A 13,463-nucleotide genomic window follows, 5' to 3' on the forward strand; every position below is an offset into this window, starting at 1 on the left:
ATGTTTTCAGCAGAGGAGAGTGCATAAGATATGTTAATGGTACCTTATCGGGAGCAGGATCACGCCAAGTTAGTAGCCATCTGGGAGCGTGCTGTTCGAGCAACCCATACATTTCTGGAGGAGCATCACATTCTGTTTTATAAAAAGATGGTCGGTGAAGCTTTGGAATTCAAACAAGTCGAGGTCTGGGAAGTGCTGGATACCGAGCAAGAGCCGATTGGCTTCATCGGTCTGGACAATAGCTTTATTGAGATGTTGTTTGTGGACGAGGATTTTCAGGGACAAGGCGTTGGGCGATTTCTGGTTCATCAAACGATGAAAATGAAAGGCACTGAGCTTAGAGTAGATGTGAATGAACAGAATGAGGATGCGGCCCGGTTTTATGAGAAGCTGGGATTTGTACAGACAGGACGATCCGAACTGGACAGTTCAGGTAATCCTTTTCCGTTGCTTCATCTGGAGATGAAACGAACAGGAGCTTGATTAGGAGAAATCATCTGTCAGGCTTAAGTGAGAACGGTTTAAGATGCTTCTCTAGGTAAAGATAAAAACCCCGGCGGTGACTCCTGTATGGGAGACGCTACCGGGGTTCTATGTTTTCCTTACTGGTGAACCGTGGTCATTGAACCGGGAAGGAAGGGGGGCTATTTTTCAAAAAAATTAATGTGCCTCTTCATCGTCCAGGAAAGGTTTGTTCACCGCATAATACATGAAGCCCATCAGCAACACGCCTCCTACCAGATTACCGAGCGTCACAGGCACCAGGTTGTGAATCACACCACCGAATGAGATCGTGCCCGGGTGGTTTAACACAAGCGCAATCGCAAACGTACACATATTCGCAATGCTGTGCTCATATCCCGAGATGAAAAAACAAAACACAAAAAGCATCATGGCAAACATCTTGGCGCCATTCTCTTTCATGAACATCGGCACAAAGAACGCCAGACACACGAGCCAGTTACAGAGGATTCCGCGGAAAAAGAGCTGCATCGCTGGAGCTTCCATTTTGTGCTCGACTACACTGAGTAGGAAACCGTTCACCTGTGCCGAATCGAACAGTCCCGTAAGATAAATCAACAGGGCAAATACCGCCGCGCCCATCAAGTTTCCACTGTAGCTCGCAATCCACAGCTTAACCACTTCAAACCAGCGCAGTTTTTTGCGTAATGCCGCATAGGTGTAATAGAACGTATTGCCTGTAAACAAGTCACCGCCGCCATAGGCAATCAGAATAATTGCCGCACCGAACGTAATGGCTGCCATAGGGTATGTGAATGGGGAATTCTCCATATAGAAGAAATTGCCCGTCTTAAAAGCTACGATGACCCCGAATCCGATGAACATGCTGGCTAGCATAGAGCGTGACAGATATCGCAACAAACTTTGCTTGTAAATTTTGTGTTTCTTCAGAGCAAGCTGCTCGACGCCCCGTAAACCTTCCGTTTCCATAATTCCCCTCCTGTATGTAATGGATCAACTGGGGCGTGTCTTGAAATCCGCTGAAGTGCATCTTTTACCGCCTTTTTGCCCCCTGCTGCGTCACTTTCCCTTGACGTGCCCCGGCACGCCTACGATAAACTTCCTGGCTTGGAACAAAAAATTAGCAAAATCTGCTTCCTTCAGCGTTTTCAGACACGCCCTAACTTTTCTACATTATACCTGTAATTTGCTTCAATAGTGGACCGAAATGAAAGAATTTAAACTATACATCAATAGATCGCCCGAGAATGCCGTGGGCTGGTGTGCCCTTCCGCAGGGGAAGAACTTTAAATTATTTAGGATCAGAATCTTGTTTGTAGGAGGTTGCAGGAAAGGGGAACATGCAACTCTGCCAGATGTCATTCAGCTGTGCTTCTGTCCGTTCATGTGGAACATGCTCTTCGCTATAAGAGCGTTCCAGCTTATCGCGCATAAACGCTTCTGCATGGGGACTAGGGCGAGAGTGAAACTGTTTGGAAAAATCGCCGTGAATGTCTGCCTCTCTCAGTTTGCTAAGAGCACTATTGATTAAGGGACTGCCTGAATACAACAAAGAGGAGGTCTCTTCACATTCGAACTTGAGAAAAAGAAGTGCCTTCTGAATGGCATGAATCTCGCCTTGAGTAAGATGTACCGCCTGAGTCGTTTCCTCTGTTAAATGTTCACCGGCTTGTTCTGGTGACTGCTGTTTATCGTTCGAATTCATTAATGATCACGTCCCGGGATAGATTGAAGTTCCCGTACTGCCGCAGTACCGAACTCAGGATGCGTTTGCAGTGATTCCAGCACCAGCACAGCATGCGGTCGGTGTTTGTTTACTTTTACTATATCGAAAGCGGCACTCCGCACCAGTATGTAGGCATCCGACTGAATGACATCCAGAGCCAGCCCAATTTCAGCCTCGGTAACGGGGAGCAGGACTAACGCCATTAAAGCATAAATCTGAACATCTTCGTCTTCTTCCGGATTACGTACCAGTTTTCCCGCTGCTTCAAGAATTTCAGTAAGAAGTGGAGAAGTTCCCGCCATACCGAGGGCTCGCCAAGCTTCAATACGCACCAGATCTTCCTCCTGTGTATTCATACCAAGAGCAAGGACTTGCCGAGTTATTTCTGCATCATGTAATTCGATGATTTGACGAAGCGCTTCCTGTTTTTCTTCTGAAGTCGCTGAATCGAAATGATGAGCTCCAATTGCATAATGTATTTCTTTATCTTCATTAGACATGTATATCATTCACCTCCTGAATAAGTTCAAGATTGGGGCGGGAGCTGTACTGGGCGAGCTTGAAGTGCTTCTTCTACAATCTGCTCCGCAGTTAACTCACGTTCATCCCAGAAAATCAGATTACTGACCTCCGCATAAGGAAGAGCCTTCTGCACCTCTGTCAGCATATCATCTAATTCTTGCTCCGTTCCTTCCGTGTTCATGATTTTGCGAACTAATGCGACGAGATGTTCGTGATTGGACATTGCTAGTACCTCCTCCTGAATAATGAAATGGATTGAATGAATAAGGTGGTGCAGGCCCGTTTAGTCTAATATAGGCTCACTCCATGGATCATATTTTACGAAAATGGGTAGCATTTTTGGTGCTAATGCGAGATGTAGCGCATCTGACTTATGAGTATTATAGGAAATGATATAGTCCCCAAAGTGCGGCTCATATTCAAAGTGTTCAAATGTGATCGTTTGATCTGGATACTTGACAGCTGCGTATAATGTTGTAGCTCCTCTAGCCAGCAATTCCTTCATCACAGGGATCTGAGCAGCAAGCAAAAATACAATCAGCACAAGGATAGCTCGTTTCATATGACGTTTTAGAAAACAAGTCAAAGACAAATCCCCCTATCTGATGACCATGTCTAAGCATTAGTCTATCATTGATAAGGGGAAAGTTCATGGTAAAAAGGTCGTTGTTTAGCGCATCGTAATCGCGATATTGCCGAACTGCTCGCCTTTTTCCATGCGTTCAAACGCCTGTGCCGTATTTTGCAGTGGATAGATGCTGTCTATTACAGGGCGGATCTTATGTTTATCTACCCAATCCAGCATCTGTACAAACTCCTCACGGCTGCCCATAGAAGTACCGATCAAGCTGATCTGTGGAAAAAAGATCGAACGAATCGGCAGATGTAAGTCATCGCCAGAACTTGCGCCAAACATGACGATGCGGCCGCCAGGTCGGATGACACTTTCGTATTTGGGAAACATCACTTGTCCAATACTGTCCAGAATGATATCAACAGGCTCTTGAATATTCATCGTACTCTTCCAATCTGCATGACTGTCCAAAGCTTGATGGGCCCCGAGACGTAATGCCTCAGCTCGTTTAACCTCACTTCTGGATGTTACGGTAACCTTCGCTCCCGCAGCTAAAGCCATAAGAAGAGCATACGTTGCGACACCACCTCCGATTCCGGGAATCAGAAGATGTTCGCCTGCTTTCAGCCCCCCGCGAGTGAACAGCGCACGATACGCCGTGAGTGCAGAAAGAGACAATACACCAGCTTCGATCCAGGAAAGATGTTCAGGTTTGGGCAACACATTGCTGGCAGGCAGTGTAATATATTGCGCTAGTGTTCCATGCGAAGGGCCGCCGACTATACCTGGAACGACAGGTACGTCTGCGGTATGTTCCCAGCCGAGCGTCGGGTGAATGATGACTTCTTGGCCTATGGAGATATGTTGCACGTCTTCGCCAACTTCTACCACAATGCCTGCCCCGTCCGATCCGGGAATAAGCGGAGTGTCTTGAGGCGTACGATCTGACATAATGAAGAGATCCCGGTGATTCAGTCCAGCAGCGCGCAGCTCTACAACGACTTGTCCGAGGCCTGCTTCAGGTGTTGGACAGGTTGAATATTGAAGGCCTTCAAGGCCGCGATGACCTGAATGGATGATTGCATTCATCGTTTTGGATACGTTCATGGATGTTACCTCCCTGTATAATATAGTTACTCTGTCATCGTGCTTAGTGCTCTTATAGAGTAGATAGACGACTCATTACGGAGTCATTGTACAGGCGAGATGGAAACACGTAAAATAAACAGAAATGAAGGTCAGTATCAGGAATAATGATAGATAAGAATACGTGAAGAAATGAAGAGTGTTTAGCCTGATGTACGACATCTCAATAGGGCGGAATGCTCTGATATAAAGACAAGCAGGTGAGAAGAAAATGGATGCAGGGGATTTGAAAATATTCCAGGCGGTTGCCCGCGAAGGCAGTATCACTAAAGCCGCCATCGCACTTAATTATGTTCAGTCCAACGTGACCACACGAATCAAACAATTGGAAGATCAGCTTCAAGTACCGTTGTTTCATCGCTCTAATCGTGGCATGCTGCTCACTCCAGCGGGGGAGAACCTGCTGGGATACGCAGATCGAATACTGGAATTATTAGATGAAGCAGAGCAGGCCGCACAGGAAGGAAGTCCACCGACAGGAAATCTTCGTTTGGGTTCGATTGAGACTGCGGCTTCTCGTTTTCTGACACCGCTTCTGGCCGAGTACTGCGCATGTTATCCGAAGGTACGTTATTCCCTTGTCACAGGTGGTACACACGAGCTGAATCAGAAGGTTATAGCCCATGAATTACATGGCGCTTTGGTGTATGGCCCGGTCAAACATGAGAAGCTGAATTATATAAAAATGTATGACGATGAACTGGTGCTCATCGTTAAACCGGGCGAATATGACATGTCAACACTGCTCAGCAAGCCGATGTTATTTTTTGAGGTTGGATGCACGCACAGAGCTCAGGCGGAGGATTTTTTGAAAACCCAAGGGGTTCATTCATTAAATGTCATGGAATATGGGACACTCGATACCATTATCCATGGTGTTTCTTCCGGCTTAGGCGTATCCTTGTTACCCCGTTCTTCGGTGGTTCAAGCGGCATCCAGAGATGAGGTACACCTCGTATCACTTCCTGACCCGTATTCTCGTCTGGAAGTAGGATTTGTTTATGCTCATGGTGAACATCGTTCTAACGCGCTCCAGGCTCTAGTGGAGATTATGACGATACCGGAACAGTAAAGGAGAGGTTGATTTTGGAAAATAACAAATTAACACTTGCCGACGCATTCGGTCAGGCGGCGTACATTGTAGGCGGGCACGGTAGCCGCAAAGTGAAAGTGTTGAAAGAGGCGCTGGAACAGGTGGATGGAGAAACGTTCAGTGACCACTACGGGAATGGCTCAATCATTGATGAGTTTCAACAGGAGATGGCAGATGTGCTAGGGAAGGAAGCGGCGGTGTTTTTCCCAAGCGGCACGATGGCGCAGCAGATTGCACTTCGCATCTGGTGTGACCGGGCAGGCATCAAGCGAGTTGCGTATCATCCGCTGTCTCACCTGGAGATTCATGAAGAAGATGGACTAAAGGAGCTGCATCAGATCGAAAGCATTTTGCTGGGAGAAGCGGATCGTATGATTACACTTGATGATGTGAAAGGAATTAAGGGGAAATACGCCTGTTTGTTACTTGAGTTACCACAGCGAGAGATAGGTGGGCAATTGCCGGCTTATGAGGAACTGGAGGCGATCTCGGCATACTGCCGTGAGCACGGGATCAAGTTACATCTGGACGGAGCGCGCCTGTTTGAGATCACGCCTTATTACGAGAAAACACCAGCGGAGATCTGCGGTTTGTTTGATAGTGTATACATCTCTTTTTACAAAGGTATTGGCGGCATTGCAGGAGCTATTCTTGCTGGGGATACGGACATCATGCAGGAATCCAAGGTGTGGAAACGGCGGCATGGCGGCGATCTGATCGGACTGTATCCGTATATTCTCAGCTCCAAGTATTATTACAATGAACGTGTTGGCAAAATGGGACATTATTACGAGCAGGCCAAGGAACTTGCCTCGCTGTTCAATGCATGCCACGGGATTCACACGATCCCTGAAACTCCTGTATCCAATATGTTTCACGTTCACTTTACACTCGCAGCTTCCGAGGTTGAACCCTTGCTCGTGCAGATGGTGCAGAAGTTTGATATCGGCATTACATCGTATCTGAACAAAACCGGAGGCAACAGCTGCTCATACGAAATGTCGACAGGAGATCGTTATGACCTGATACCACAGGACAAGCTACGAGATGCACTGACTTGGCTGGACGGAGAGTTGCAAAACAGATGAAATTCGTAGAGCTAGACCCGATTCGGGATTTGTTGGTGCAGGCATATGGAACATCGATGGGGAGTGGCAGTAAACCTGAAACCGAGCAGGACATCAACAATTTTGAGCAAAAGTACCAAGTGAAGCTGCCTGCGGCGTACCGTGCGCTGCTACTAGAATTCGGGGCGTGCAACTTTGGTGACCCCGCTTTGTATTCAGTCAAAGAGCTAGACTGGGCGTATCCCGAGTTTCTGGATGCATATCGAGAGTACGAGAAGGAATACGACCTGCCTGGCGGGCTGAAGCTTTTTCCAATCGGCGGATTTGGTGAGGGTAGCATAGCCGTTCTGGATGAGACCTCTGGCAAAGTGATGATGCTCATTCATGACAGCGGGGAGGATGTTCCGTTAGTAGAGATCGAGTCTGATTTTTGTGCACTCATGACGATGCATGCAGAGACTGCAATCTGGGTGGAGGAGCAGATGAAGTAACGGGGAGAGGGGAGGTGTATCAGGTGTAATGGATATTCGAAAGTTACGCTACTTTATCGCCGTGGCGGAGGAACTTCATTTCCATCGTGCGGCCGAAAGATTAAATATGACTCAGCCGCCGCTGAGTCAACAGATCCAAAATCTAGAAGAAGAACTAGGTGTTAAGCTGTTGGAACGTACGAAAAAGATGGTTAGGCTAACACCTGCGGGAGCCGTATTTCTAGATCAGGCAAGACTAATTTTGGCTCAGCTTGAACGATCTATCCATCTCACACAGAAGGTTGACCAAGGCATCGTTGGTCATATAACGATAGCTTTTGTGGATTCGGCTTCAGGCAGTATGATGGTCGATATGCTAAGGCGATTTCGAGTAGCGTACCCACAGATCGAAATTACACTGCGTGAGATGACATCTTCTGAACAGCTGCAGGCACTGCAAGATGGACAGATCCATATTGGATTTTTACGATATCAGGAGCATAAGCCAAATGTGTCTTTCCGGATCTTCCAGGAAGAAACGTTAATGGTGGTGGTTCCAGACGATCACCCTTTGGCAGAGCAGATTCAAGTGTCGATTACTGACTTGGCGGAAGAGGATTTTATTTTGTTCCCTAGCCATTTGGGCTCACCATTTCATCGTCTCGTTCGGGAGTTTTGCAGGGAGCATGGGGTAGAACCGCGAATTACGCAGGAAGCAATCCAGATGTATACGATTGTGAACCTCGTTGCTGCAGGCATGGGAGTTTCCATTGTTCCTTCTTCGGTGGAGGTGTTTCAGCGCAGAGGTGTGGTATTTTTACCTTTAATAGAAAAGCCGCCCTCCGTGCCCTTATACATGGCATGGCGGACGGACATGAATCAGGGTGTGGTCACCCGTTTTATACACATGGACAAGAGCGACTAAACTATATTAACCCGTCAGGACAGGATTTCTCTCAATCCATTTTCCTAATATTTCATCAATTCGAGTGAGGATATCCTGATCCAGTTTCACACCGGAAGCTTTCACATTTTCCAGTACTTGTTCTGGCCCGGATGCCCCAATAATCACTGAGCTGACGTAGGGATGATGAAGAACCCAGGCAACAGCGAGTTGAGGAAGAGTCAAACCTAGTTGCTTCGCTAGAGGAAGAAGCTGTTGTACAGCAGTCAGCACATCATCGTGTAACCAACGACCGGCGAGCTTGTTGAAGAAGGGTTTCCCTGCTTGGGCTGCTGCTCGTGATCCGGGTGGCACTGCTTCATACGGAAGGTATTTACCCGATAGTATGCCTTGAGCGAGTGGAGACCATGTAATCTGTCCCAGACCTGCCTGTACACTTGCGGGCACAACTTCTTGCTCAATTACACGCCATAACATCGAATACTGCGGCTGACTTGCGATGAAAGGTACACGCAACTCTTTAGCTAGTGCGGAGCCTTGCTCAATCTGAGCAGCTGTCCATTCACTAACCCCAATATAATGAACCTTGCCTTGACGAACAAGATCAGCAAACGCAAGGAATGTCTCTTCCAGTGGAGTGTGTGTATCATAGCGGTGAGCGTAATAGACATCGATATAATCTGTTTGCAATCGTTGTAATGAAGCACTGCAGGCTTCCATAATATGTTTGCGGGAAAGTCCTCTGTTATTGTGACCTGGGCCGGTTGGATGACAGACTTTGGTGCATAGTTCAATACTCTCTCTTGGTACTCCCTTGAGAGCCTGTCCCAACACAGTTTCCGCCTTGGTATCCGAATATACGTCTGCCGTATCAAATGTCGTAATACCTGCCTCCAATGCAGCTTGGACACAAGCTTGTGCTGTTGGATCATCAACTTGTGATCCATGTGTAATCCAGTTGCCCAGCGAAATCTCACTGACGGTTAAACCGCTGTTTCCTAATTTGCGATATTCCATTTGTCATGCCTCCTTACTCATCTGGACTCCATTGTAGCAAGTGCAGATAATTAGGTGAAATATCTATTAAGCGCATGATTGATATGGAAAAAATATCACAGGTTAATCAGCTCTCCTGAATATATTTACGATAGAGGGCAGGCGTGATTTCCTCGAACTTTTTAAATATTTTAATAAAATACCCCGATTCATTAAATCCCAGCTCATCGCTGATCTGTGAAACGGGCATGTCCGTGACCTCCAGCAGCTGCTTGGCCCACTTGACTTTGAGCTTGGCGAGATAGGTGGTGAAGTTTTCTCCGGTCTCCTTGGCAAATAACCTGCTGAAGTAGCTTGGACTCAGGTGGCACAGATCGGCTGCTTGTTTTAACGATACTTGTTCACTTTTATGGCTATGGATATATTCAAAAGCAGGCTGGAGTACCGGATTGAGGCTCTCCGTATCACTTGGGCTGTTTTTGAGATAAGCATCCGCAATGGCATTGGTCATTTCCTTTTTGATTGACTCAATATTGCGGATTGAATAACCCGGAAGGATGGTGGACAAGTTAACGGACTCCTGATTGCCAGAAGCCTTCTCGAACATCTCGACTAGCAGATTTTTATTCAAAGCTTCTTCTACAATATAGTTGCACAGTAGCGACAACATATTCGAAATTTTTACAATCTCCTCATAGGTCATGACGGGCAATTGATCATATTCTGCCTGTAACTCCTTCATTTTCGCATCATGCATCGGAACGTTTTTGGACGTCACGATCTGCTCCAGATCGTTCCCGTTCTCAGGGTCAGCCAGTTTGACTTGTCCAGCCATCACCGCGCCAATATATTTCCCATCTATCGTAATCGGAATCGCAATATCAATGATATTGAAATGACAGAGATAAACGTAAGGTTCGTTAAGGCGAACAGCCTCCAAACCGCCGCGAGAATCACATTTTTGACAGTAGGGAAGAAGCTCAGGATCTTTGCGAACGTTCTGGCAGAAAGCCTGACAGCTACTGTGGCTGGTCACGGGTATACCTTTATAATCAACGGTAAGAATAGCAAGTTTGGTGACGGTGGCGAGGGAATCCTGAAGGCGCTTCCACTTGTCCAGATCCAGTATTTTATTGATGTGCAGATATTCTTTAATCATGTGAAAAACCTCCGTGGCAGACCGAATTCATCGATCGGAGAGTCGTTAAAAAGTTGAAAGTTGTACATATTAAGACGTGAACAGGACGGGTAATGGAACATGGGAGGTCATAATTCAACCATCTCATGACAATAACATACCACGATTATGCGAAAAAGCAAAAAATTACGATTGCAAATTATAATAATTTGTTATCAAAGTCCACTGTAAACCTCTTGCTTCTGCGTTATATTTAGGTCAATTGCAACAATTAAAATTTGATGTAACACGGAGCGAGGCACCTTAACCTCTGAAATCAAGTCAAGAAGGACAAGTGTTGCTGCGCAAGACATTCTATTAAATCTATTTCTAGGAGGCATATCATATTATGAGAAAAGCATTTATCAGCCCAACCAAATACGTGCAAGGCGAAGACGAATTGTTGAACCTGGGTTATTTCGTAAAATCCTTCGGAGATTCTGCGTTGTTGATTGCACACCCGGACGATGTACAGCGTGTTAAAGCCAAGCTGGATGCAACAGCAGAAAAATTCAATATCACGTTTGTTGAAAGCGGTTTTAGAGGCGAATGTTCACGTGAGGAAGTTGCTCGTTTGCAAGAAATTGCGAAAGAAAAAGGCTGTACATGCACGATCGGTCTCGGTGGCGGTAAAGCCATTGATGCGGCAAAATGTGTTGCTGAAGGTGATGCATTAATCATCTGCCCAACGATTGCAGCAACAGACGCACCGACAAGCCACTCGGCAGTATTGTACACACCGGAAGGTTCTTTTGACGATTATGCATACTTCAAACAAAGCCCAAGCGTGGTGCTCGTAGATACAACGGTTATTGCGAATGCACCAACACGTTTCCTCGTATCCGGTATGGGAGATGCGTTGTCAACTTACTTCGAGGCAAGAGCAACAGCAAAATCTTACTCCCGTGTGAATGCAAGTCTGCCAATGGGTTCCCGTGAAGGGTACACACCTTCTGCTGTAGGAACGAATGCAGCACTGGCACTTGCTAAATTGTGTTACGAAATGTTGCTTACGGACGGCGCCAAAGCAAAAGTAGCGAGTGACAGCAACGTGGTAACTCAAGCCCTGGAAAACATCGTAGAAACGAACATCCTGTTGTCTGGTCTTGGATTCGAAAGCGGCGGTTTGGCTGCAGCTCACGCGATCCACAATGGTCTGACGGTTCTGGAAGGCACACACCACTATTTCCACGGTGAAAAAGTGTCCTTCGGTACGATTGCGCAGCTCGTTCTTGAAAATGCACCAACCGAAGAGTTGCACCAAGTGATGGATTTCTGTCTTTCCGTAGGATTGCCTGTAAGTCTGGCAGATATCGGCGTAGAAACCATTACACAAGAAGAATTGTTGAAAGTAGCGGAGATTGCGTGCATTCCAGAGGAATCTATCCACGCGATGCCATTCCCGATTACTGTTCCTGAAGTAGCCGCAGCGATTGCAGCAGCTGACCGAATCGGACGGGAGTACAAAGCACGCCAGGAGGCAAAATAAATGAAAAAAATCATCAACCAAGCTGAACATGTTGTCATGGAAATGTGCAACGGGATTGCGCTTGCGCACCCGGAGCTGGAATTTCTGAAAAAATATAAAGTGATTAAACGCAGAGAGATTCAGGCGGATAAAGTCAGCCTGATTAGCGGCGGCGGTAGCGGTCACGAGCCAGCACATGCTGGTTATGTCGGTAAAGGTATGCTGGATGCAGCGGTATGCGGAGATGTATTTGCATCCCCTTCCCAAATCCAGGTATATCAAGCGATCAAAGCAACGGCAAGCAACAAAGGTACACTGCTTATCATCAAAAACTACAGCGGCGACATGATGAACTTCAAAAACGCAGCACATCTGGCTGAAGAAGATGGCATCAACGTGCAATATGTACGTGTGGAAGATGACATTGCTGTGCAAGACAGCTTGTATACGGTAGGACGCCGCGGCGTGGCTGGAACGGTTCTGGTTCATAAAATTGCCGGCGCAGCAGCGGAAGAAGGACGTAGCCTGGAAGAAGTGAAGGCTGTTGCCGAGAAAGCGGCGCAGAACGTGCGCAGTATCGGTTTTGGATTCACGTCTTGTACGGTTCCTGCCAAGGGAACACCAACTTTCGAAATCGCGGAAGACGAGATGGAGTTCGGGGTAGGGATCCATGGTGAGCCAGGTATTCGACGTGAGAAAATCGTATCTGCAGACGAACTTGCAGGACGTATGGTGTCCGCATTGCTCAAAGATATGAAGCTGGATCAGGATGCGTCTGCCGAGATCGCTGTGCTTGTGAACGGTTTTGGTGCAACACCTCTGCAAGAGCTGTACCTGCTCAACAACTCGGTGCAACGTGAGCTTGCAGGACATACAGGTCTTAACGTAGCGACGACTTTCGTGGGCAACTACATGACCAGTATCGACATGGCGGGAGCATCGGTTACCATTCTGAAGCTGGATGATGAATTGAAAACCTTGTTGTTTAAGGAAAGCGACACACCTGCATTCAAGGTGTCTGGCCCTCCAGTGGCACAAGTTGCTTACTCCGAAGCGCTGGAAGCAGTTGTGACGGAGGATGCTCCGGTATCCTATGAGGTGCAGACGGATGCGTCAGCAGCTGTTGTTGAAAATAATCAGTTCTCACTGGATAACATGGTTTACCTGATCGATAAAATGGGCGAAATCATCATCAAGAACGAAGTGCCGTTCTGTGAACTGGATTCCCATGCCGGTGACGGCGACTTCGGGATGAGTGTAGCCAAAGGCTTCCGTCAATTGAAGCGTGAGTGGAACCACATCGTTAACGAAGAGAAAAAAGATATCGGCTCATTCCTCGATGCGTGCTCCCTCGTCATCATGGAGTATTGCGGCGGAGCATCCGGCCCAATCTGGGGTTCGGCATTCCGTGCAGCGGGCAAAGCGGTAGGTGAGAAGCAACATTTGAATGTCGCTGAGTTTGCTGAAATGATGCAGGCAGCGGTACAAGGCATTCAATCAACAGGTGAGCGTTCCTTCGGACGCGGTGCGGTTGTAGGGGATAAAACACTGATCGACGCACTCGTCCCATGTGCAGATGCCTGGACGCAAAGTGCAGAGTCTGGCGATGACTTCAAAGCTGTGTTTGCCAAAGGTGCAGCCGCAGCGGTAGAAGGTGCGAAGAAAACGGAAGATATCGTAGCACGTATGGGACGCGCAGGTACGGTCGGTGACCGAAGTTTGGGATATCCGGATGCTGGCGCGTATGCGCTGGGTGTTATTTTCACCGAACTGTCCGAGTCTTTGAAGTAAGATAGAATTCATTAAAATAGCTTGAATGACGATATAGATTATACAG

15 protein-coding genes are annotated in these 13,463 nt (G+C 47.2%); 7 read left to right on the top strand and 8 right to left on the bottom strand.

The genetic code is table 11. The features are described 5' to 3' along the window. Nucleotides 1-30: 30 nt before the first annotated feature. A complete protein-coding gene (locus MKY23_RS04570; protein WP_339835699.1) occupies nucleotides 31-483 on the top strand; it encodes an acetyltransferase in 453 nt (150 codons plus the stop codon). Between the two features lie 177 nt (nucleotides 484-660). Here MKY23_RS04570 and MKY23_RS04575 read toward each other — a convergent pair whose 3' ends face one another. The 6 genes from MKY23_RS04575 to MKY23_RS04600 all read right to left on the bottom strand — a co-directional run bounded on the left by MKY23_RS04575 (nucleotide 661) and on the right by MKY23_RS04600 (nucleotide 4,394). Beyond that, on the bottom strand, nucleotides 661-1,452 hold the full coding sequence (locus tag MKY23_RS04575) for a formate/nitrite transporter family protein (protein ID WP_090917411.1): 792 nt from the start codon (nucleotides 1,450-1,452) through the stop codon (nucleotides 661-663). 322 nt (nucleotides 1,453-1,774) lie between these two features. Beyond that, nucleotides 1,775-2,188, bottom strand: a complete 414-nt coding sequence (locus tag MKY23_RS04580) for a hypothetical protein (RefSeq protein ID WP_339835703.1) — start codon at nucleotides 2,186-2,188, stop codon at nucleotides 1,775-1,777. After that, nucleotides 2,188-2,709 carry a hypothetical protein gene (locus MKY23_RS04585; protein ID WP_090917416.1) on the bottom strand — a complete coding sequence of 174 codons (522 nt, stop codon included), beginning with the start codon at nucleotides 2,707-2,709 and terminating at the stop codon, nucleotides 2,188-2,190. Before MKY23_RS04585 ends, MKY23_RS04580 begins: the two co-directional genes overlap by 1 nt. 26 nt (nucleotides 2,710-2,735) lie before the next feature. Next, on the bottom strand, nucleotides 2,736-2,954 hold the full coding sequence (locus MKY23_RS04590; protein ID WP_339835707.1) for a hypothetical protein: 219 nt from the start codon (nucleotides 2,952-2,954) through the stop codon (nucleotides 2,736-2,738). A 60-nt stretch (nucleotides 2,955-3,014) separates the two neighbouring features. Further along, nucleotides 3,015-3,317: a hypothetical protein gene (locus MKY23_RS04595; protein WP_339835710.1), complete on the bottom strand. Its 303-nt coding sequence runs from the start codon at nucleotides 3,315-3,317 to the stop codon at nucleotides 3,015-3,017. A gap of 84 nt (nucleotides 3,318-3,401) precedes the next feature. Further along, nucleotides 3,402-4,394: a zinc-binding dehydrogenase gene (locus tag MKY23_RS04600; RefSeq protein ID WP_339839212.1), complete on the bottom strand. Its 993-nt coding sequence runs from the start codon at nucleotides 4,392-4,394 to the stop codon at nucleotides 3,402-3,404. Nucleotides 4,395-4,662: 268 nt separating this feature from the next. Between MKY23_RS04600 and MKY23_RS04605 the strand changes: the two genes are divergently transcribed. From MKY23_RS04605 to MKY23_RS04620, 4 genes are read left to right on the top strand one after another with little or no spacing between them, the layout of a single operon-like run. Beyond that, the gene (locus MKY23_RS04605; RefSeq protein ID WP_339835713.1) at nucleotides 4,663-5,523 is read left to right on the top strand and encodes a LysR family transcriptional regulator; all 861 of its coding nucleotides are present in this window, start codon (nucleotides 4,663-4,665) and stop codon (nucleotides 5,521-5,523) included. Nucleotides 5,524-5,537: 14 nt separating this feature from the next. Beyond that, nucleotides 5,538-6,632, top strand: a complete 1,095-nt coding sequence (locus MKY23_RS04610) for a beta-eliminating lyase-related protein (RefSeq protein ID WP_339835716.1) — start codon at nucleotides 5,538-5,540, stop codon at nucleotides 6,630-6,632. Beyond that, on the top strand, nucleotides 6,629-7,102 hold the full coding sequence (locus MKY23_RS04615) for an SMI1/KNR4 family protein (protein WP_339835719.1): 474 nt from the start codon (nucleotides 6,629-6,631) through the stop codon (nucleotides 7,100-7,102). Before MKY23_RS04610 ends, MKY23_RS04615 begins: the two co-directional genes overlap by 4 nt. 28 nt (nucleotides 7,103-7,130) lie before the next feature. Beyond that, nucleotides 7,131-8,006 carry a LysR family transcriptional regulator gene (locus MKY23_RS04620; RefSeq protein ID WP_154891144.1) on the top strand — a complete coding sequence of 292 codons (876 nt, stop codon included), beginning with the start codon at nucleotides 7,131-7,133 and terminating at the stop codon, nucleotides 8,004-8,006. A 6-nt stretch (nucleotides 8,007-8,012) separates the two neighbouring features. Here MKY23_RS04620 and MKY23_RS04625 read toward each other — a convergent pair whose 3' ends face one another. Both MKY23_RS04625 and MKY23_RS04630 read right to left on the bottom strand, forming a co-directional pair. Further along, entirely contained in the window at nucleotides 8,013-9,002 is a 990-nt protein-coding gene (locus MKY23_RS04625; protein WP_339835725.1) for an aldo/keto reductase family protein, read from the bottom strand. Between the two features lie 106 nt (nucleotides 9,003-9,108). Continuing rightward, entirely contained in the window at nucleotides 9,109-10,140 is a 1,032-nt protein-coding gene (locus MKY23_RS04630; RefSeq protein WP_339835728.1) for a PocR ligand-binding domain-containing protein, read from the bottom strand. Between the two features lie 367 nt (nucleotides 10,141-10,507). Here MKY23_RS04630 and MKY23_RS04635 point away from each other — a divergent pair, with 367 nt between their 5' ends. After that, nucleotides 10,508-11,647: a glycerol dehydrogenase gene (locus MKY23_RS04635; protein ID WP_090917434.1), complete on the top strand. Its 1,140-nt coding sequence runs from the start codon at nucleotides 10,508-10,510 to the stop codon at nucleotides 11,645-11,647. Continuing rightward, on the top strand, nucleotides 11,648-13,417 hold the full coding sequence (gene dhaK, locus MKY23_RS04640) for a dihydroxyacetone kinase subunit DhaK (RefSeq protein WP_154891147.1): 1,770 nt from the start codon (nucleotides 11,648-11,650) through the stop codon (nucleotides 13,415-13,417). Nucleotides 13,418-13,463 lie beyond the last annotated feature (46 nt).

The sequence above is a fragment of the Paenibacillus sp. FSL R7-0272 genome (genome assembly GCF_037969905.1).
Classification (GTDB): Bacteria; Bacillota; Bacilli; order Paenibacillales; family Paenibacillaceae; genus Paenibacillus; species Paenibacillus polysaccharolyticus.